Here is a 21,598-nt window from a genome sequence, read left to right as displayed (position 1 = left end):
TTACAACGACGGAACTATAAAGTTTATTGATAGTTCAATTAAAAAAAATATAATAATCAAGGCATAAGATTACTCTAAGCCTTGATTATAATAGTGATGGCAATTAATTTGTAAATAATTAAAACTTAAGTTTTGTACCTATAAGGCCAACAGTACCTCGTGTTGTTTTACTAGGTGCTTCAGGGTAATATACAGGTTTACCTTTAGCTTGGAAATGAGAAATTTCAGCATATGGTAATAAACCAGGCATGATCTTATATTCAGTAGCGAGGCTTACAGCATCAACGGTGTTTTTATATCTTGAAGTTTTAAGATATTCAAGACTTGTTTTTATAGGTCCTTGCCCATAAGCAACTGCTCCATTGTAATAATAGGTATCACGACCGACTTTATAATATTCCTTAGCGGTTAAGCTTTTACCTAAATTACCGTAAGAAGCACCACAAGAGAAATTACCGTAAGTAAATACAGCTCCAAGATTATATGCTTTTAAATTAGAAAGTTTATAGGTATTAAGCACTTGAATTGTAGTTCCGTCCATTTTAGCATGAATAAGACGACGAGCAGGTTTACCGTATTCTCCGGTGACAGATAGTTTTAAGTCTGCATCTTCGCTAATTTCATGTTCATAAGTTAAGCCAGCAGAAAAAGCATCCCTAATATTCTGATTAATAGTCATGGTTTCGTTATTCTCTAATTTAACCGTCTTTATTCCAGTTTTAGAAACACTAACTCCGTTTCTGCCTGAGCTTGCAAGCGTTAAATTATTTATATCTCTATTACCGCCTGTATTAGCAGTATCGGGAGTATAAGAAACTCCGGCTTGGAAGCCTTTCATTTTAGGCGTGAAAAAATTCAATCTTCTAGCTCTCTCAGCTTTATCATTGATTTGATCAAAAGAATTAGAGTATGACTCAAGATAAAAGCTAGCATTAGTATCAAAATCCGATTTTAAACTATTATATCGCATATATTGACCGTCAAGTAGAGCATATCTAGACCATCCTCCGGTACCTGCAGTTACTTGACTACCGGTAATACGCAACTTAGCGCTTGCATCAGCAGGAGAGCCTAGTTCTACTTTACCGTAACTAGTTTCAATAAATATATGTGATCCATTATAACTTGTAGAGGTTTTTGCTCTTGTAGTAGGCTGAAGGACTATTTTAGCACCTGCTATTACATCATTGATAGTTTTAGCAATAGTGGCCGCAAACGCTGCTTCCGTGTAAAACCCCAACTTTTTCCTGTTATCAGTTACATTTTTATCAAATAAAATTAAATGATCCTGTTTAATATAACCGTTTTCAAATAAATAGAATCCTTCTAATTTTATTTCAGTATCAGAATTAGAAATAACAGGTGTTGGATTTTCTTCGGCAAGACCAGCCGATGCAAGGCAAATAATACTTGCAGCTAATAATAATTTTTTCACTTTAATATAAGCTCCTATAAATTTAAATAAATATTTACTATACAAAGTAAGTTTTTAGTATTAATAAATATAAATCAACCATGCTATAATATAATATAATATAATAATACTTTTCAGAATTGACAATAAAAAACTATTTTAATTTGTAATAATTTAATTTTAAGTATATAAGGTTGTATTATTATCACTATCATTATTCAAATAGTCTCAGACTTATAGTTTTAAAGAAAAATTTTGTATTGTAAATAATTATGATTTATAATCATTAGTTTACTAATTAAATCAAGTTTTGATTATGGCTATAATGTCAGATAAGTGGATAAAAGAGGCTGTTATAAATCACAGTATGATAAGGCCCTTTGCGGAAAAGCAGGTAAGAGTGCATAATAAAGAAAAGATTATTTCTTACGGCTTATCTTCTTACGGCTATGATGCTAGAGTATCTAATGAATTTAAAATATTCACCAATATAAATTCTACTACGGTTGATCCAAAAAATTTCAGTGAATATAATTTAGTTGATAGAGAAGTAGATGTGTGTATTATCCCACCTAATAGCTTTGCCCTTGGCAGAACTATAGAATATTTTAAAATACCGCGTGATGTATTAGTTATTTGTGTCGGCAAGTCTACTTATGCAAGATGCGGTATAATAGTAAATGTGACTCCGTTAGAACCGGAGTGGGAAGGACATGTAACTTTAGAGTTTTCTAATACTACTCCATTACCTGCTAAAATATATGCAAATGAAGGAGCTTGTCAATTTTTATTTTTAAAGAGTGATCAAATTTGTGATACTTCATATGCCGATCGCCAAGGAAAATATATGAAACAAGTAGGCGTAACTTTACCGCTAACATAACTTTTTTGTGTAGAAAATTATATTAAATTTTTAATAAGGATTTTTATGAGTACAATAAACACTGATACTAATGAGACAATGCCGCATATTTCCGTTAATGCACAATATATAAAAGATTTATCTCTTGAGAACCCTTCTGCCCCGTCTTCTCTTGCGGCTTTGGATCAACGCCCTCAAATTGATTTATCTCTAGATATAAATATTACTAATTTATCGGAAGAAAATTTCTATGAAGTAGAGTTAAATATCGAGGCAATTGCAAGAAATGAGAAATATAAATTATTTCAGATAGAATTAAAATATGCTGGAGTATTTAATTTAATTAATATTGATTCTGAACAACATCCGGTTTTATTATCCGTTCATTGTCCGGCAATGATATTTCCATTTGCCAGAAAAATTATAGCTAGCTGTACTCAAGATGCAGGATTCCAGCCTTTAATGATTGATCCTATAGATTTTGGTGCCTTATATCATAAGAAAATGTCAGAGCATCAAAACTAAGAAAATCATTTAATTATTTAATAAATTTCATTTTAAACGCCATGGTTTTTAAACCACAGATAGAACTTGATAGTAAAAATTTTATCAATTTGATTAAATATTCTTTACTTATGTTATTAATGAATGTATAAAGCACTAGATAAAAAATTATAATTTAGTTAACAATAATTAACTGTAATTAAATTATAGCACAATATAAAAATTGAATTTTATGGAGAAAAATAATGAGAGTTTTGTTAATTGAAGGCGAGCCGAAAATGGCTAACTTAATTGAACTAACTTTAGCTTCAGAAGGGATAGTTTGCGATAAAGCTTCAGTTGGTGTAGAAGGTTTAAGACTTGGTAAAGTTGGTGGTTATGATCTAGTAATCTTAGACCTTATGTTACCGGATATTAATGGTGTTGAGATATTACTAAGATTGCGTGCTGCAAAAATAAAAACCCCAATCTTAATTTTATCTAGCTTAACGGATACGTATCAAAAGATTACTGGTTTCTCTTCCGGAGCCGATGATTATCTAACCAAGCCGTTTGTGAGAGAGGAATTAATTGCTAGAATTAAAGCTATAGTTAGACGTTCTAAAGGTCATGCAGCATCAGTATTTAGGTTTGATAAGGTTAGCGTAAACCTAGATACTAGAAGTGTAGAAGTTGACGGCAAAAAAGTACATTTGACGAACAAAGAATATGCTATTTTAGAGCTATTAATACTCCGAAGAGGAACTATCTTAACTAAAGAAATGTTCTTAAATCACTTATATAGTAGTGTTGATGAACCAGAAATGAAAATTATTGACGTATTTATTTGTAAACTTCGTAAAAAGTTAAGTGATGCTGCCTGTGGTAGAGATTATATCGACACAGTATGGGGACGTGGTTATATGCTAAAAGAATATGATGAGTTACAACAAAAAGAAATTTTAGCACAAGGAGCATAATTAATGCCTTTATCTACTTCTTTACTTGGTAAAAAAAGTACTTATAAAGATAGTTATGATGTAACTTTATTATTTAAAATTCCACGTATAAATAATCGAAACGAACTTGGAATAAATAGTAATAATCTTCCGTTTTATGGTGTAGATGTTTGGAATACATATGAACTATCTTGTCTTAATAAGAACGGTAAGCCATGGGTTGGAGTAGGCACTTTTTATATACCGACGGATTCTGAAAATATAGTAGAATCAAAATCATTTAAATTATATCTAAATTCTTTTAATAACTTTGTTGTTGAATCAGTAAAAGAACTAGAAAGAATTATCTTGCAGGATCTAAGTAATGTTACACACGCTAAAGTAACAGGACGTATATTTCCTATAAATACAAAAGTAGAATTTGGTGTTCCAAGCGGTAAAAATATCGATGATTTAGATATAGTATGCAATAATTACGGTGCACCCGATAATAGTTTAATTGAGTATGAAGATGTTTTGGTAGAAGAAGAGATTAATTCTAATTTACTTAAATCAAATTGCCTAGTAACCGGTCAACCGGATTGGGGTACAATCGTTATAAAATATAAAGGAAAAAAGTTAAAATATGATTCTTTTCTGAAATATTTAATATCTTTTAGAAATTGTAATGAGTTTGCAGAGCAGTGTGCTGAGCGTATTTTTACAGATATTAAAAATGCTATAAGTCCTGATTTTCTTTCTATTTATATAGTATATGCTAGGCGTGGAGGCATTGATATTTGTCCCTATCGTTCTACCGATAAAAGTTATACTTTACCTAGCGATAAACGATTTATTAGGCAATAATCACTTTTCTAATCCATAAAAAAATCCGTTTGTGCGAAAAGTATTGTCAGTGTGGATTGAAAAACGCATCCGTTGTCATTCCGTGGCTTGACACAGTGGATTTTACCGGTCTATCCAGCAATGTTCTGACTATACAGGAATGACATAAACAAGCCACGCAATAACGCTGATCAAGGCGGGGTAACAATCAAAAATAATTCACGTAAGCAAGCTTTTCGCAGGATAGCAGTTAGTATAATTTTATGATTCTTTTGTAGGATTTTGTGGAGGCTTTAGGCTTTCTACTATTTTATTTAGGTCTATTTGACTACAGATCCCCAGTAATACGGGATCACGAGGACGAATAGAATTCATATTCCAATGGCTACGGGTTCTAATAGCATCTATAGTAATTTTAGTAGTACCTATTAATTTAATTATTTGATGGTCTTGGATGTTCGGATAATTAGACAATAACCAATATATAGCATCCGGTTTATCTTGACGTCTTGCTATAGGAGTGTATTTAGCACGTTTTTTTTTCTGATTTTTCATCAATTCATAAGCAGGGCTATATGAAATTTGTAAATTAGCATTAGGATCTTTACTGCAACGCTCAATTTCCTCTAAAGTTAACTGACCGTTTGCAATTGGATTTAAACCGTTTATAGATTGTGCTACTTCACCGTCAGCCATACCTTTTATTTCAAATTCATGAATACCGCAAAAATCGGCAATTTGTTTAAAAGTTAAAGAAGTATTTTCAATTAACCATATAGCCGTGGCTTTTGGCAGAAGCGGTAATGTTTTTTGTGAATTCATGATAATTGTTTTTTGGCTTAATTTAAGAAGTTATAACAAATAGAGTTATTTAAGTCAATCTTCATTTAGAAACTTAACTATCTCCTCAACTACTTTCTTAGCATCGCCGAATAACATAAAAGTATTATCGTGATAAAATAGCGCATTTTTTATACCTGCATATCCTGATGCCATAGAACGTTTAATAAACAAAATCGTACGTGCTTTTTCGACATCGAGTACCGGCATACCATAAATTGGACTGTTCGGATCATTTTTAGCAGCAGGATTAGTTACGTCATTTGCACCAATCACAAGCACTACGTCAGTGGTAGCAAAATCTCTATTAATTTCTTCAAGCTCAAGTACTTTCTCATAATCTATATTAGCTTCTGCAAGTAAAACATTCATATGCCCCGGCATTCTACCTGCTACCGGATGTACGGCAAAACGTACATTAATATCTGAACGTTCTAATATATCAACCATCTCTTTTATGATATGCTGAGATTGGGCTACTGCCATACCGTAACCGGGAACAATTATCACCGATGATGTATTAAGTAGTAAATGTGCCGCATCTTCAGGGCAGCTTGTTTTTGCTATTTTATCGTCGTCTATATCCTTGTTAATTCCAGTAGGTGCAGGCAAAAACGCCCCAAAAATAACCTTAATTAATGAGCGATTCATCGCTTTGCACATTATATAGCTAAGTATAGCTCCGCTACTACCGACTAATGCTCCAGTAATAATAAGTAGGCTATTGCTAAGCGTAAAGCCTATACCTGCTGCCGCAAAACCTGAATAAGAATTTAGCATTGAGACTATAACAGGCATATCTGCACTGCCTACCGGTATTATTAGTAATACTCCAATTAACAGTGATAAAAAGACTATTAGATTAAATAAAAATATATTCTCTGAACGAATAAACGATATTACTAGAATAACCAATATTATTGCCGTTAATAAGCATATATATTGTTGACCGTAGAATTTTAACGGGCTACTTTTCATTAAGCCTTGTAGTTTTAGAAAAGCTATAATCGAACCGCTAAAAGTTAAAGCACCGATAGAGACGCCTACTGATATTTCTATTAATGCATTAATCGGTAAACTTCCTGCTATTCCTATAGAAAAATTTTCAGGAGCAAGTACTGTAGCATAAGCTACAAATACCGCAGCAAGACCGACAAAAGAGTGAAATCCCGCTACTAATTGAGGCATTGCCGTCATGGAGATTTTAAGTGCGATAATCCCGCCGATTACAGCACCTAATAAGATGGTTGCTATAATGGGTAATTTATGAGTAAAATCCGGTAGGAAAAAAGTAACGATGACTGCTATCGCCATCCCCAAAATACCTATGGTACTGCCTAGATGTGCTTGTTTCTGTGAGGATAAGAATTTGAGTGATAGAATAAAGCAAACAGCCGCAACTAAGTATAATAACTGGATAATTTGTAGGGACATAGGTGAATGTATATTTATATTATTAGCTATTTAGTGTCATACCGCGGCTTGACCACGGTATCCAAAAAAAATAAAAAAACTGGATCCCGCGATAATCAAGTCGCGGGATGACAAATACGCTTCAAGAACCATGCAACAAGGCTAAAAAGTAAATCCTATACCTATAGAAACTATTAAAGGATTAAGTTTAACTTTAGAGGTCATGGTTTTATTACCTACTAAATTCGGTTTATACTCAAGTTTAGGATTTAAGAAAAATTGTCTTACGTCAATATTGATTAAAGTATCGTCTTTAGCATAAAAATCTACACCTATTTGTCCTACGGCACCGTGTCCGTTTCTAATTTTAAGACCGGTAGCTTGAGTAAGCATATAAGAACCGTGATAACCTATACCTATATATGGTCTTATTCCACCGTAAGGAGCTATATGAAATTGTCCGGTAATTGTTGCAGGAATCATATGAATAGGTTTATTTTTTCCTAGTTTAACATTATCAACGCCATAATTATGAGCAACGGCTGCAAGGGATGTATATTTAGTGCGTAAAACATTAAAGCCAAGTGATAATTCAGTAGCTAAATAATTATTAAAGAATATAGTAGTGGACGCATCACCTCCATAACCGTTTTTTGCCACTTCTCCTACTGAAACAGGTTGAGGAGAGGTAGGAGTAGGTAATCCTTTTTGCTTAGCACTTGAAACAACACCTCCTAGACGCATCTTGAAAACTAAACTGCCTTCGTTTTCGTAATACGGTGTACTATCATAGTCAGAAGCAGAGTCTACATCATCATACATACTTTTAGCAAAACTATTAATACTTATGGTGGATACAAACAAAATTATCCCTAATTTTTTCACTATTCTTAACATATAATTATAACCTTTACTTGCTTAAAATTGATTACCGTATTATTATATAAAATTTTTGTTTATATATTTATACCATTGTCATAAAAGATAGAATTCTTTTATGCTAAAAGTCAAGACATTTAAGTAAAATTATAGAAATTATTGGAACATATTAATGAATGATGCATTAAAAACATATTTAACCGGTATAGGTTGGTTTTTACTTAGTTTAGTAAGTAGTAGTGCCAATGATGTAATATCTAAATATCTTGGGACTCGTTTACATAGCTTTGAAGTAGCTTTTTTCCGCTTCTTTTTCAGTAGCATAGTTTTACTACCTTTTGTTGTTTATTATGGTAAAAATACTTTAAAAACAAGTCGTCCTTTTGTACATATATTAAGAGGGTTATTATTATTTTTCGGTATGACTTCTTGGACTTACGGTCTTACCATAGCTCCCGTTACTACTGCAACAGTCGTAAGTTTTTCTATTCCTTTATTTACTTTAATACTTGCCGTATTTTTTCTGAACGAAAATATTATTTGGCCAAGATGGGTAGTTACCGTAGTAGGATTTATAGGACTTGTTGTTACTCTTAAACCGCATGCCGAGGATTTTAACCCAGAAATTTTGTATTTTGTATTAGCCGCTATTTCATTTGCTATGCTTGATATTATTAATAAAAAATTCGTAATAAAAGAATCGATGATTAGCATGCTATTTTATTCGGCAATAGTAACTGCTATAGTGTCGTTACCTGTAGCATCGCAGTATTGGCTAACTCCTAGTAGTTTTGAATTAGCTTTATTGTTTGTACTCGGTAGTAGCGGAAGCTTAATATTATTCTTTCTGCTTAAAGCTTTTTCTATGGTAGATGCAACCGCTACCGCTCCTTATAGATATTTAGAGCTGGTGATTTCGGTAATAGCGGCATATTTCATATTTAACGAATTTCCTGATAAAAGCACACTTCATGGAGCAGTAATAATAATTCCTACCACCTTGTTTATAATATATTCCGAAAAAAAAGCTATGAATAGAAAACATGAATCGCAGTAAACTGGTATTTTCAAGCGGTATCGCTAACACTTTTGAATGGTATGATTATGTATTATTCGGTTATTTTGCACCCATAATAGGAACAAAATTTTTTCCAAATGATGATGCTAATACTTCTTTACTGCAAGTTTTTTTAGTATTTGCTATAGGTTATTTGGCAAGACCGTTGGGCGGCATATTTTTTGGTGTTATCGGTGATAGATTTGGACGCAAAGTAGCCTTAACTAGTGCGTTATTTTGCATGTCTGCCCCAACCGTATTAATAGGAATATTACCAACTTACCATACTATCGGTATAACTGCGACTATATTAATGATTTGTGTACGAATTCTACAAGGATTATCAATGGGGGGAGTTTTGACCGGCTCTATTTCCTTTGTTATTGAGCATACTAGTCATAAACACCAAGGCTTCACCGGTAGTATTTCAATGTCTAGTATATGCTCCGGTTTATTGCTTGGTTCTTTTGTTTCTTATATCGTTAAGAATATCCTAACAGCTTTACAATTTGATAGTTTTGGCTGGAGAATACCTTTTTTACTTGGTTTTTTTATTCTTTTTGCAGCATTTTATATTAAAAAAAATACACACGAAACACCGAATTTTAAAAATCTAAGAGAGCAGAAAAAGATTTTACAATCACCGTTAAAAAAAGTCATTACCAATTATTGGTTTGATATATTAATCTCGATTTTTATCAATGCTCCCGGTTCGATAATATTCTATCTCACTACAATTTACTTGGTATCGTTTTTAAAAATCAGCCGCAACTTTACTGAAAATGAGGTAAATAGCCTTGCTAGCGTGTGTTACGTGATTATGATAGCCGTAACTTTATTAAGTGGTTATCTATCCGATATTATAGGTCGCAGGAAAATTTTTGTAATTAATCTGATAATAATTATTGTAACAACGCCATTTTTACTTAATAATTTTGAGCATGGAGCCTTCACAAGTGTAATTATCTCACAATTGATACTTGCTATACTTGCTGCTAGCTATATCGGTCCTGAACCGGCATTACAAGCAGAATTGTATCCTACAAATATACGTAACACTGCTCTCTCTATTTCATATAACACTGCTACAAGTATTTTTGGTGGTACTACGCCTCTTGTCTTTGAATATTTACTACACAAAACAGGGCATGTAACCTCAGCAGTTTATTATGTCATATTAAGCTGTATTTTTGCATTGATTGCCTTATTTTTTTACAAAAATAGAAGTTTAGATAAAATATGAAAAAAATTACAAAACCTGCAAACCTAGTTGAATTTAATAACAAAATTGTAGTCTTTAAAAGAGTTATTACTATGGCGATGCTTGTGAACATAAAATAACTGAAAAGGGATTAGTCTTTGCCAGTATTTCTGAGGATACATCAATCATTCCAGAACTTTTAAAGCAGTAACTAGTGACGAAGCAATTTCAAGGATAGATCTAGACTTATTCGGTACATGTCATAGAGTTACTACGAGTGTAACGGCTGACCTTCTACAATAAGAAGAAAATGGTTGTTTGGCAATGAGGCTTGTTACTGCAGAAGAGATACCCAAATTACACAAGTTAGTACAAGATAATAAAAAGCATGCCCAACCAAAGAAACAACACTAAAGATTTTAAGTGATTATTTACAGAAAGAATTTGGGATGCATGCTAATGAAACTACAGTAGCATCTTATGATGGGGTACATATAAGTGGAGCGAATGAAGAGATCGAATAAGAGCTTTTTTGTAAAGAGTAAACGAATTTCCAAAATTTTTCTTGATTTAATGAAAAATATGTGGCAAAAAGGGTTTGAAATAATCTTGCTACTATAGCTCAGGGGTAGAGCACTTCATTGGTAATGAAGAGGTCGGGGGTTCGATTCCCCCTAGTAGCACCACCACACATCCTAAGCTTTGTGAGTTTTTAACCTTTCTTGAAAAACTCATATGCTGATTTTAGTCTAGTTTCTGTCAGATACTATTATAGTATTATGTTTATTTTAAAAGCTAAGTTGCAAATAATATAAAACTAATGTATGATTTACATTTAAAATACGGTAACGATTATTTTATTATATGATAGACATTCTTCTTTTTGTACATATTACTATTGCAATATTGCTAATTATAGTTATTCTGATGCAGCGTAGTGGATCGGATGGAATTAGTAGTATAAGCGGCGGTAATAATATGGGAGTAGTCAGTGCTAAAACAGTCGGTAATTTTCTTACTAAAAGCACTATAATACTTACAACATTATTTTTAATAAATGCAATAGTACTTGCTAACCTTTCCTCAAAAAAGAAATCTGATTTAGTTTCTAAGATTAATGAAATTGAAGAAAATCAAGCAGAAAATAGTTTACCTATAGCTAAATAGTTACAGTTTTATCTTAGTAATATCTCTCATACTTGTCATTGTCTACCTTTGTTGGTATTGTTGTGTGGATCGGTAAAATCCACTGTGTCACCCCGTGGTCAAGCCACGGGGTGACAGATAAAAGTACTGGATTCCTGCTTTTGCGGGAATGACATAACAGGAGTCATGTAACAACACCTATGGATCAATGGCATGACATCAGAGAATTTAGTATAGTTTTCAGAACTCCCAATATATATTATTAGAGTACAGCAATATTTTTGCACCTAAAATAATTTTAGAAATGTCTATAGAATTTAATATAAAAGAAAAAATTTATATCATTTTATGTACGTTTTTTACAGTCCTTATTATAGTAGGAAACTTAATATAGCAAAAATTTGTTTACCTTAATATTTTTAATTTTTATATTCTTGAATTATCTATAGGAGCAATTTTTTACCCGTTAACTTTTTTATTAACGGATTTAATAGCTGAGTTTTACGGTAAAGAAAGAGCCAATTTTTGTGTAAAGCTTGCTATTATTTTTAATATAATAGTAGTTTTAATAATAAGTCTCATGGATAAATTGGAAGCTACTAATATCTTTTTTAGTATCAACTTTTGTCTGTTATATAGCTCAACTTGTTGATATTAATATCTATTTATGGATCAGAAATAATTTTAGTACGGCAATTTCTTTATTTATCGATACTTTTATTGTAATTGGTATTATGAGCTTATTTAATATTTTTCCTTATACCAATTACAATTGACCAATTAGGTCATCTTGTACTTAATAGCTATTCATTTTATTTTTTACTATATTTAGTACTCCAGTATTCTATGCAGGAGTTTGGTTAATAAGTTTATTCATTAAGAAAGGATAAGCTCTTAGGAAAAGCTTATCCTTATTTAAATTTTCTATTGGTGATTTACAAATTGACTTTTAGTTTAATAAGTCCTTGATGGCTTTGATACTTTCTATGCGTATAATAATTATACTCAAGTAGAACATTGATATTTTTTCTACTCATAAGTATATTACTACCAATATTATATCCAAGCTTAGGTTGTTTTAGTGTAATAATTGTTTCTTGTAATGTTTGTCCTTTAAAAGTCGCTTTTGCATTAACTTTTGTATTTTTATTATTGAAGTGATGCTCAATATTACCATACAAACTTGGTGTTAATACTATATTGTTTGTGGTCACTATAGGCTTAAACACTATTTTACCGCCAAGGCTACTTTCAAATAATTGATTTGATTTCTTTTGAATCATGAGATTTTCTATATCTACATTATACTCTTTATAGTTGCTAGCTCTTGAATAATCATATTGAAAACCGATATTAGGAATAAAATGTAAATCGTATTTTGTACGATATTTATAATTTAATAAAGTTTGAAAACTTAAATTATTGTTTTGATATTTTCCAATTATATTATTAATATTTTTAGATCTATTCTTAATATAATTATGACCGTAAGATGTTATAGTCTGCAATGAGAAACCTTTAATTAGTTCTTTTAGACTGTAAATGCTTAAAAGATGACCGTTAACTGTTGTTTTCCCTAGTTTTTTATTATATTTAATTTGGGATTCCAAACGGCTATAAGCTATTCCTATAACATCATGACTATTGATGAATTCAGCATCAATCCCGATGGTTATGCCGGTTGTACGATTTTGATATTTTGGAATATTCTTCCAAATTCTTTGTTTGTTGATGCCGTATAAGCCGCTAATCCATACCCCTCTGTTTATACTAGTTTCTTCATCACCGGCCCCTATTGCAGCAACCGTTAATCTATCATTTATATTATAGTGAACAGGTTTGTGAAGAGTTGAAGTCGCCTGAACTAATATTGCTACTTTCCCACTAGTATCATCAGATATCTGTTGTCTCTGTGTCACCTCATCTTGTTCTGTAATTGCTTCAGTTTTGAATGACACATCGATAGCTTCATCTTCGCTTTCTAAAACTACATCTTTTTTTAATTCTTCGTTAGTGGTGCTATTGCTTTCTTCTAATTCTTCGTTAGTGGTGCTATTGCTTTCTTCTAATTCTTCGTTAGTGGTGCTATTGCTTTCTTCTAATTCTTCGTTAGTGGTGCTATTGCTTTCTTCTAATTCTTCTTCATCAGTTGCATACCCTGTATCGTCTTCATCACTAGATCTTAATGCTAGAAGTGATTTTTTGTCATCTGATGATTTATCATTTTTGCTATCGTTAGAACTCAATAATCTCGGTGATAAAGCGGTTTTTGAATCAGATTGCTCTGACTTTTTATTGCTATCTTCAGGTTGTGTATCATCCTTTGTTGAGGATGCGTCATTTGTAGCTTCGTTTTCTTGTTTGAATGATTGTAATTTTTCCTGATCTAAACGCCCTACTTTCTTTTCATTGTTACTATTTCCTGATTGAATATCACTACCATATTTTCGTTCTAGTTCAGTAGACTCTGCTAGTACTTGTTGAGTAAATAGAGACAATTCTTGATCTTTTGTTAACTCTAAAAGTTGAGATTTATAAATATTATGTACTTCTTGCCCTATTTCAGTTCTAGGACCTATAAAATCAGGGTTAGCAGTATTAAATGCCTCTTTTACCTCTTCCTCTGGATATTTTGTCAATTGCTGTATATAAATATCATGTATTTTTTGTCCTAGTCCAGTTCTAGAATCTATAAAATCAGAGTCAGCGGAAGTAAACGCCTCCGTTAATTTTTTGCTAAGTATAATATTATCTTCAACATATTTAATAAATTCTTTATCTTTTGTTAATTCCAAAAGTTTAGAAGTATAAATATTATGTATTTTTTGTCCTATTTCAGTTCTAGGACCTATAAAGCTAGAGTACATAGTGTCGACTGCTTCTTGGATTTGTTCAAAATACTTATTATTTTGATGAGCTTTAGATAAATTTTTTGAATGCTCAAATGCTACTGATTCCACTATAGCTTTTTTCAATAAATCGGCATCGGAGTATTTTGCTTTATATCCTGCTGATTTTTGTCCTGATAAAGTAAATTCTTTATATCTTAAAGCTATATCGGAGCTAAAGTGATAAGTTTTTGGAGTTGTTTTTAAAGTAGATGTATTTGCATTGAATTTAGTAATCCCTAAACTTGTTAGATAAGCTAATTCCAAATCTTGTGAATCAGGCAGTGGCGGTGGCGGTGGTGGCATGTTTCCGGTATGTATGTATTTTGTAGCTTTTTCTTGCGAGCACTCTTTAAGAGCTTTTAATATTATAGGCATCTTTAATTTATTAGAAAGAATTCTTATTTGTTCATTGCTCATGCCTTTAAATGAAGGCAAAGCTAATCTTAATTGATCTAAATTATTATTACCTGTTACTTTGAGAGTAGTAGCTTTTAAAAATTCTTTTAATAATTCGGGGTCTTTTTCCTTTACTATAGCAATAAAATCATGTTGAGGTAAATTTGCTGTAATTAATTCTTCAAATTTTATTGTGCTTAAAATAGCTGTTCTTAAATCATCAAGTTTAGCCTGTGCTTGATCAGAATTAATTGTTTTTCTTAAGTTTGTATCTTCTGTTATTAAAAAAGTAGCTTGTTGTACTATAGTTAATATATTAGGGTTGTTAATTAACTCGTCGACTCTATTGCCAAATATATCTTGATCGAAGTTTTTTGCATTAATATAGGCAAATTCTAATTGTTCAAACGGATTTTGTTTGCCCTGTAACTCTCTAATCAATTCTGATTGATTGAATTGAAGTTTAATAGGTCTCTTTAATTCTTCAGATATTTTACATGACGATAATAAAATACGTTTTACTGCATCATCAGTGTCTTCATTGAAAAGATTTTTAATTATCTCTTCGCTTGTTATTGTTTTCTTACCATTTACGGTTATATCTTTTATATACTGGTCTTGAGCAAGGGTGTTAAAAGCTTCTTTAGCTTTTTCTGCGATTTCAGGGGTTGAAATGCTAAATAAATTTAAAAGAGTTTTCTCGTCAGCTCCTTGGTTGGCGTATGATTCTGTTAATATTTGACGTATAACATTTGTAAGATCAGCTTGTCTTTTTATAAGCTGATCTTGTAAATCATTAGCTTTTGTACCTCCTGTCTCAGTTCTATATTCTGCATATAGTTTGGCATAAGCTGTCTCTGGCGTGCTTCTGACTGTGCTGGTTGCACTAGAAGCTGTAGGTTGAAGTGGTGCTTTTGATTGAACAGTAGTATTGTGAGTAAACTGAATATATAATGAATGTATGTGAGGATATTCTGTTTGTAACTGATTTAAATCAAAATGTTTAGAGTTGCTACTAAAGCCTTGAGAATGTAAGGGTGGTGGTGGTGGCATGCTTCCGTTTAGCGGTAGAGGAGGCGGATTTGGAATACCCCCATTTAGCGGTAGAGGTGGTGGATTCGGAATGCCGCTTTGTGTTTGTTCTAAATTATTTGCATTATTACCTACTGCTAACCCTAAAATTTTATTGGTTTCATTGCTGAGTATGTTACTATCAGATAATATTACTTTAATTACTGAATTTAATGTGTGGTTACTTACTTCTTTTGCTAGTTTAATCATATAGTCTTTAGTTAAACTATCTCTTATTAGCCCTTTATTTTTTAGTTCTATATTTATTTCTTTTACTATTTCTGGTGTTAAAATATAGACGCTGTTTACAATATAGGGTTGCATTATGTTTTTTAACTCTAATTGCAGAGTTAAAAAGTTTTCTACTGAACTCTTATCTTTACTTGCTGCTAGTTTGATAAGATCTAATCGTGCCTTTTCTTCAAATTGACTATTAGATATATTTCGTGTTGCATAGTCTTGAATTCTTTCAGCAAATTTAGTTTTTTCTTCAGAAGAACTATTTTCTAGTAATTCTTGTAAAATAGGTCTATTTTTAACGTCAATATTGGTATTGAAATCTAATTGTCCCTTATCATTGCTAAATAATACCCTTTGAATAGTATCATCATTAAAATCACTTAAGATAGTCGTTACTGCTTCTTGTTTATAACTACTATCTACTTGAAGAGTTAATGCTATTATAGGATCTGTTTTAATAAGATTTTTAAATTCTTCAATATTTTCTTCTTGTTGTATTATTCTATTTATACTGTGTTGAGACTGCGTTAAATTACCCTTATTTGCTTTAGTATTAAAGTGAGTTTTAAAAGTACTTATAGGATCAAAAAAATATCGTTGTTTCTTTTCTCTACCCGTGAAAATCCGTGAAGATGTTCCTGTATTATGTATACTTTGATTTGACATATACCAATGGTCGTTTTTGCTTCCGCTCTTTTTTTGAGAGCGTCCGGTAGATGGTTTAGTAGTATCATTGTTGTTTAGAAACTGGTTTGCTTCTATTCCGGCTCTTATTTGGTTTATATAAGAAGCTGTTTTTACTGGCCCTATCTTAAATTCATTCATTAATTCGTCAGCGTTAGGGATAATATTATTATCTATATAGTACGATTTTTTACCAAGCATCATCTGAGTTGCTATTGATGCGATATAGTTTGTTGCCTCACCTTTATCAGCACCAAATTTCTGCTCTAGCTCTTTTTCTGTAGGAATATGGCTATCGGCTATATATTGTGGCTTTTCTTTGTCCATAACTTTAAGTCTTATTGACTTAATATAGCCGTCTCTATTATCATCACGAGATATACCAAACTTCTTTTTTAACTCTTTTTCTGTAGGAATATGGCTATCGGCTATATATTGTCCCTTTGCGTTTTCCATAATTTCAGTTCTTATTGAAGCAACAAAAGATTGTGCCTCATCTTTATTCATGTTAAGAGCAGTCCTTACTTCTTGCATTTCAGGGATAATATCATTATCAACATAATGTTTGTATTTAATATCTCTGTTTATTGAGCTGATATATAGTTCGATTACTGCTTTTTTGTCTTTTTCTGCACGACGTACCTTTTGATCGTGTTCTACATTATTGTCTATTTTGCTAGGGTCATAACTTATTCCAAGATTTGTTGCTGCTTCTATATCTGTAGGAACTACACCTTGATTAATATATTCTTGTTTTTTTGTATCAAAATCCTGTTGTTTTACTCTTTCGATGTATAATAAAATTTCAGCTCTTGCTTGTCTTGCTTTATGTCTAGTATTATCTAAAAAACTTGATAAATCTGTTTCCTTATACTTTATTCCTAGATCATTTTGTGCTTGAGTAAAACTAGGAACTAAAGCTGCTTCTTGCCATTTTTTGATTTTTTCATTTGGAGTCAAATCTTTCCAAATATTTTGTTGCTGTGTTGAATTGTGCTTTTCCCATGCCGGGGTTTTACTAACTAAATCTTTAAAGCTTGCCGCTCTAGCACTTGTACTTAAAAAGCTACTAGTCAACAAACATGTTGACATAAAAAAAGTTAAAACATATTTTTTTGAGTGGGAATTTTGTAGATTCATTCAAACCTCGATTAGTTATTATTTTTTAAATACAAACGAGCCGGATTATATAATTTTTGTTAACTTATGTGAACTATTAATGACTAATTTTTGTTAACCAATAAATTTTTTAGCCAAAATGTGTTTAATATATCACAAGCTAATGTATACTCCGAATTTTAAACTTTTTTCAAAAGGAGTATGTAATACTACTTTTGAAAGAAATGTACTTCAGTTTTTGGTAAATATAAAATATGCAAATTCAATTTCACTTATATAACACTCTTAGTCGTACTAAAGAGGTTTTTAATCCTCAAGATCAAGCTAACGTAAAAATGTATGTATGTGGACCGACTGTTTATTATAATCCTCATATAGGCAATAGTAGGTCGGGAGTAGTATATGATTTACTTTATCGTATAGTTATAAAAATATTCGGTGAGAAGGCAGTAAAATATGTACGTAACATTACGGATGTTGACGATAAAATTATCGATAGAGCTGCACTACTTGGTGTTACTATTGATGAGTTGACTGATAAAGTTACGAAAGAGTTTCATAAAAATATGGCATATTTAGGTTGTATGCTACCTAGTATTGAGCCGAAAGCTACAAAGCATATTGATGTAATGATCGCAATAATAGAACGCTTAATAGCAAAAGATCACGCATATATTGCTGATAATCATGTTTATTTTGATGTTTTATCAGCGCCAAATTATACGGAATTATCTAACCGAAATTTAGAAGAAATGTTTGAGGGAGTGCATGTAGAAAATAGTAAAACCAAAAAAAATCCACAAGATTTTGTATTATGGAAACCGGCAAAGCAAAATGAATCGGCAAATATGAATTTTGAAAGCCCCTGGGGACTTGGTCGCCCTGGATGGCATATTGAATGTTCAGCCATGAGCTACAAATATTTAGGTGAGAATTTTGATATTCACGGCGGCGGAGCAGATTTAATCTTTCCGCATCATACCAATGAGATTGCTCAAAGTAGATGTGCTTTTCCAAGTTCTACCTATGCTAAATATTGGGTACATAATGGGTTTCTAACGGTTAACGGTGAGAAAATGAGTAAATCTCTTGGTAATTTTATTACTGTAAGGGATTTAATGAATAAACAAATTCAAGGAGAAGTAGTAAGGTTATTTTTATTAAGTAGTCACTATAGGCGTCCTCTTGATTATAATGATAAAGCTATAGAAGATGCTAAGAAAACTTTAGATTATTGGTATAGAGCTATAGAAAATATTAATGTGCAGAAAATAGATTTACCTCATGATTTCATGCAAAGCTTACTTGATGATATGAATACGCCGCTTGCCGTTAAAATCATTAATGACTACGCTAAAGGTGTTTTTAGTTCTAAAACTGAAGAAGAAAGGCAGCTTAACGCCTCTGCTATTATTACTTGTGCTAATTTTATTGGTTTAATGAATAAGACTCCACACGAGTGGTTTAATAGCGGTGTGGATGAACTCTATGTAAATGAGCTTGTAAATAAGCGTTTGGAAGCAAAAAAACAAAAAAATTGGTTATTAGCCGATCAAATTCGTAACCAGTTATTAGAGGAAAAAATAATTCTAGAAGATCGATCTGATGGTACTACTATTTGGCGAAAAGAATAAAAGCTTGTAAATTACGCAATATGCGTATATAATTTATGGGCTTGTAAGTCGTCATTGCGAGGAAATTATGTAATAATTGACGAAGCAATCTCACAGGATATTTGATGAGATTGCCACGCAGTCTACGGCTGTTCGTAATGACGATTATCCAAAACTTAAGCAAAAAATTCACACGTAAGATATATGTTAGTTCATTAGAATGGACATCTTACGGAGGTATAAACTAACAATTAGGAGAATTTAAAAATGTCAAAAATACCATCTGTTAACATTAAAGCATTATTAGATGCGGGCGTGCATTTCGGTCACAAGACCTCACGCTGGAATCCTAAAATGGCATCTTATATATATGGTGAACGTGATGATGTTCATATAATCGATTTAAGACAAAGTGTCGCTTTAATGAGCGTTGCTTTGAATGCAATATATGAAACTGTAAAAAAAGACGGTAAAATATTATTTGTAAGTACTAAAATACAGGCAAGCGATATTATAGCGGAATATGCCGAAAAATGCGGGCAGTATTACGTAAATCATAGATGGCTTGGTGGTATGCTAACTAACTGGAAAACTATTGCGGGTTCAATAGAAAAGCTAAATAAGTTAGATAAAACCTTAGAAAACGAAGAAGCACTTATGGGTTATACTAAGAAAGAGATACTCAATATGAGCCGTAAGAAAGATAAATTACTTCTATCTCTTGCTGGTATTAGAAATCTTAATTCTAAACCTGATCTTCTAGTAGTTATTGACACTAATAAAGAGCATATCGCAATTAATGAAGCGGTAAAGCTTAATGTTCCTATAGTTGCAGTAGTTGATACTAATTCTAATCCTGATAATGTAGATTATCCTATTCCGGGTAATGATGATTCTATAAGATCAATAAGACTTTATTGTAGTTTATTTGCAGATGCGGCATTACAAGGACTTGAAGAATCAATGAAAGCTTCAGGAGTTGATATGGGTGCTATGCAAGAGCATACAGATAAGGGGTTAACTTCTAAAAATGTTTCTAAATTAAAACAAGCTAAAAAATTCTCTAAAACGAAAAATATTGATGAAGAGACAAATACAGAATTTGAGCAAGCATTAAATGATGCCGATGAAAATAAAAATTCTGATAATGCATAAGTGTTGTTGCATGGATCGGATTTCCCATTGTCATCCCGCGACTTGATCGCGGGATCCAGCTTAAAATACTAATATTATTAATATTAGTATTTTAAATTGTTTTTATGGACCCCAGGAGCAAGCCATGGGGTGACACCGGGGTCGTTCTTCGAGCTACAACCCAAGCCAAATATAATAATTAAGGAGAAAGTAAGGTATGAGTGAAATAAATATAAGTGCTGCAGCAGTTAAAGAATTAAGAGAAAAAACCGGTGCAGGTATGATGGATTGCAAAAAAGCATTAATAGAAACCAGCGGTAATTTTGAAGAAGCTATTGATTTTCTTCGTAAGAAAGGTTTAGCTGCTGCTGCAAAGAAAGCCGGACGCATTGCTTCTGAAGGTTTAACGGCTGCAAAAGTTGATGGGCTTACCGGAGTGGTAATTGAAGTAAATTCCGAAACGGATTTTGTTGCTAGAAATGAGCAGTTTCAGGATCTAGTTAAAGATATTGCAAATCTTGCAGTAATTGCAAAAACTATAGACACGCTAAAAACATTTAAAATGCAAAGTGGTAAATCAGTTGAAGAAGAAATTATAGAAAATATCGCTACAATCGGTGAAAATTTAACATTACGTCGTATGGATATATTAGAGATATCTGAAGGAGCAATCGGTTCGTACGTGCATAATGAAGTTGTACCGAATTTAGGAAAAATTTCCGTATTAGTAGGTCTTGCGTCTAACGCAAAAGATAAAGCAAAACTAGAAGCTTTAGCTAAACAAATTGCTGTTCATGTAGCAGGAAATAACCCGCAAAGTATAGATGATTCAAGCTTGGATCAAGCACTCGTAGAGCGTGAGAGAAAAGTATTTTTTGAAAAATCTAAAGAAGAAGGAAAGCCTGATAATATTATAGCAAAAATGGTAGAAGGTAGAATACGTAAATTCTTCTCGGAAGTTGTATTACTTCAGCAAAATTTCTTATTTGAACCTAAACTTACCGTTGCGGAAGTAATTAAAAATGCTGAAAAAGAACTCGGTGCAGAAATTAAAATTGCCAAATTTATTAGATACGAACTTGGTGAAGGTATAGAACATGAAGAAAAAAACTTTGCCGATGAAGTAGCTGCCATTACGCAAGGTTAATGGGCTTGTTTCATAGCTTCAATGTCATTCCCGCGTGGATACCAAATCGTCATTGTGAGCATGCGTTGTTGTGCAGACACAATTCTATCCTGTCATCCCGCGACTTGATCGCGGGATCCAGTAAAAATATAAAAACACCTAATACTAGTTATTTTTATGAATACCGTGGTCAAACCACGGTATGACACCGAATACGTTTTTCTATCCACGCAATAATACCTTCC

The 21,598-nt window shown here is 32.1% G+C and carries 15 protein-coding genes, 1 tRNA gene and 2 pseudogenes; 13 read left to right on the top strand and 5 right to left on the bottom strand.

What is annotated here, in order from left to right; all coding sequences use genetic code 11:
- Nucleotides 1-118 precede the first annotated feature (118 nt).
- The gene (locus tag RSIB_RS03070) at nt 119-1,435 is read right to left on the bottom strand and encodes a porin (protein ID WP_004996798.1); all 1,317 of its coding nucleotides are present in this window, start codon (nt 1,433-1,435) and stop codon (nt 119-121) included.
- Between the two features lie 295 nt (nt 1,436-1,730).
- Here RSIB_RS03070 and dcd point away from each other — a divergent pair, with 295 nt between their 5' ends.
- The 4 genes from dcd to queF all read left to right on the top strand — a co-directional run bounded on the left by dcd (nt 1,731) and on the right by queF (nt 4,564).
- The gene (gene dcd / locus RSIB_RS03075; RefSeq protein ID WP_004996797.1) at nt 1,731-2,297 is read left to right on the top strand and encodes a dCTP deaminase; all 567 of its coding nucleotides are present in this window, start codon (nt 1,731-1,733) and stop codon (nt 2,295-2,297) included.
- 45 nt (nt 2,298-2,342) lie between these two features.
- Entirely contained in the window at nt 2,343-2,801 is a 459-nt protein-coding gene (gene secB / locus RSIB_RS03080) for a protein-export chaperone SecB (protein WP_004996787.1), read from the top strand.
- A 224-nt stretch (nt 2,802-3,025) separates the two neighbouring features.
- On the top strand, nt 3,026-3,739 hold the full coding sequence (gene ctrA / locus RSIB_RS03085) for a response regulator transcription factor CtrA (RefSeq protein ID WP_004996786.1): 714 nt from the start codon (nt 3,026-3,028) through the stop codon (nt 3,737-3,739).
- Nucleotides 3,740-3,742: 3 nt separating this feature from the next.
- A complete protein-coding gene (gene queF / locus RSIB_RS03090; RefSeq protein ID WP_004996784.1) occupies nt 3,743-4,564 on the top strand; it encodes an NADPH-dependent 7-cyano-7-deazaguanine reductase QueF in 822 nt (273 codons plus the stop codon).
- 240 nt (nt 4,565-4,804) lie between these two features.
- Here queF and RSIB_RS03095 read toward each other — a convergent pair whose 3' ends face one another.
- The 3 genes from RSIB_RS03095 to RSIB_RS03105 all read right to left on the bottom strand — a co-directional run bounded on the left by RSIB_RS03095 (nt 4,805) and on the right by RSIB_RS03105 (nt 7,693).
- A complete protein-coding gene (locus RSIB_RS03095; protein ID WP_004996783.1) occupies nt 4,805-5,365 on the bottom strand; it encodes a DUF1013 domain-containing protein in 561 nt (186 codons plus the stop codon).
- A 54-nt stretch (nt 5,366-5,419) separates the two neighbouring features.
- Nucleotides 5,420-6,817, bottom strand: coding sequence for an NAD(P)(+) transhydrogenase (Re/Si-specific) subunit beta (locus RSIB_RS03100; protein ID WP_016728042.1), 1,398 nt, complete (start codon nt 6,815-6,817; stop codon nt 5,420-5,422).
- A gap of 141 nt (nt 6,818-6,958) precedes the next feature.
- Nucleotides 6,959-7,693 (bottom strand): OmpW family outer membrane protein, encoded by a 735-nt coding sequence (locus RSIB_RS03105; RefSeq protein WP_004996776.1) that lies wholly within the window; start codon nt 7,691-7,693, stop codon nt 6,959-6,961.
- 154 nt (nt 7,694-7,847) lie between these two features.
- Between RSIB_RS03105 and RSIB_RS03110 the strand changes: the two genes are divergently transcribed.
- The 6 genes and pseudogenes from RSIB_RS03110 to RSIB_RS10450 all read left to right on the top strand — a co-directional run bounded on the left by RSIB_RS03110 (nt 7,848) and on the right by RSIB_RS10450 (nt 11,969).
- Nucleotides 7,848-8,732, top strand: coding sequence for a DMT family transporter (locus RSIB_RS03110; protein WP_004996775.1), 885 nt, complete (start codon nt 7,848-7,850; stop codon nt 8,730-8,732).
- A complete protein-coding gene (locus RSIB_RS03115; protein ID WP_004996774.1) occupies nt 8,719-9,975 on the top strand; it encodes an MFS transporter in 1,257 nt (418 codons plus the stop codon). Before RSIB_RS03110 ends, RSIB_RS03115 begins: the two co-directional genes overlap by 14 nt.
- 276 nt (nt 9,976-10,251) lie before the next feature.
- Nucleotides 10,252-10,457: pseudogene (locus RSIB_RS07760) on the top strand (hypothetical protein).
- An 87-nt stretch (nt 10,458-10,544) separates the two neighbouring features.
- Nucleotides 10,545-10,619, top strand: a tRNA-Thr gene (locus RSIB_RS06045).
- A gap of 178 nt (nt 10,620-10,797) precedes the next feature.
- The gene (gene secG, locus RSIB_RS03120) at nt 10,798-11,100 is read left to right on the top strand and encodes a preprotein translocase subunit SecG (protein ID WP_004996773.1); all 303 of its coding nucleotides are present in this window, start codon (nt 10,798-10,800) and stop codon (nt 11,098-11,100) included.
- A gap of 283 nt (nt 11,101-11,383) precedes the next feature.
- Nucleotides 11,384-11,969: pseudogene (locus RSIB_RS10450) on the top strand (VUT family protein).
- Between the two features lie 45 nt (nt 11,970-12,014).
- Here RSIB_RS10450 and RSIB_RS03125 read toward each other — a convergent pair.
- The gene (locus RSIB_RS03125) at nt 12,015-17,501 is read right to left on the bottom strand and encodes an autotransporter outer membrane beta-barrel domain-containing protein (RefSeq protein ID WP_208853722.1); all 5,487 of its coding nucleotides are present in this window, start codon (nt 17,499-17,501) and stop codon (nt 12,015-12,017) included.
- Between the two features lie 233 nt (nt 17,502-17,734).
- Here RSIB_RS03125 and cysS point away from each other — a divergent pair, with 233 nt between their 5' ends.
- From cysS to tsf, 3 genes are all read left to right on the top strand, one after another.
- A complete protein-coding gene (gene cysS / locus RSIB_RS03130) occupies nt 17,735-19,114 on the top strand; it encodes a cysteine--tRNA ligase (RefSeq protein WP_004996768.1) in 1,380 nt (459 codons plus the stop codon).
- A 246-nt stretch (nt 19,115-19,360) separates the two neighbouring features.
- Nucleotides 19,361-20,248, top strand: coding sequence for a 30S ribosomal protein S2 (gene rpsB / locus RSIB_RS03135; protein WP_004996764.1), 888 nt, complete (start codon nt 19,361-19,363; stop codon nt 20,246-20,248).
- Between the two features lie 196 nt (nt 20,249-20,444).
- Nucleotides 20,445-21,374, top strand: a complete 930-nt coding sequence (tsf, locus tag RSIB_RS03140) for a translation elongation factor Ts (RefSeq protein WP_004996761.1) — start codon at nt 20,445-20,447, stop codon at nt 21,372-21,374.
- Nucleotides 21,375-21,598: the final 224 nt, after the last annotated feature.

Origin of the sequence: Rickettsia sibirica 246 (genome assembly GCF_000166935.1) — a bacterium.
GTDB classification, from domain to species: domain Bacteria; phylum Pseudomonadota; class Alphaproteobacteria; order Rickettsiales; family Rickettsiaceae; genus Rickettsia; species Rickettsia rickettsii.
This window is presented reverse-complemented; position numbering and strand designations above follow the sequence as displayed.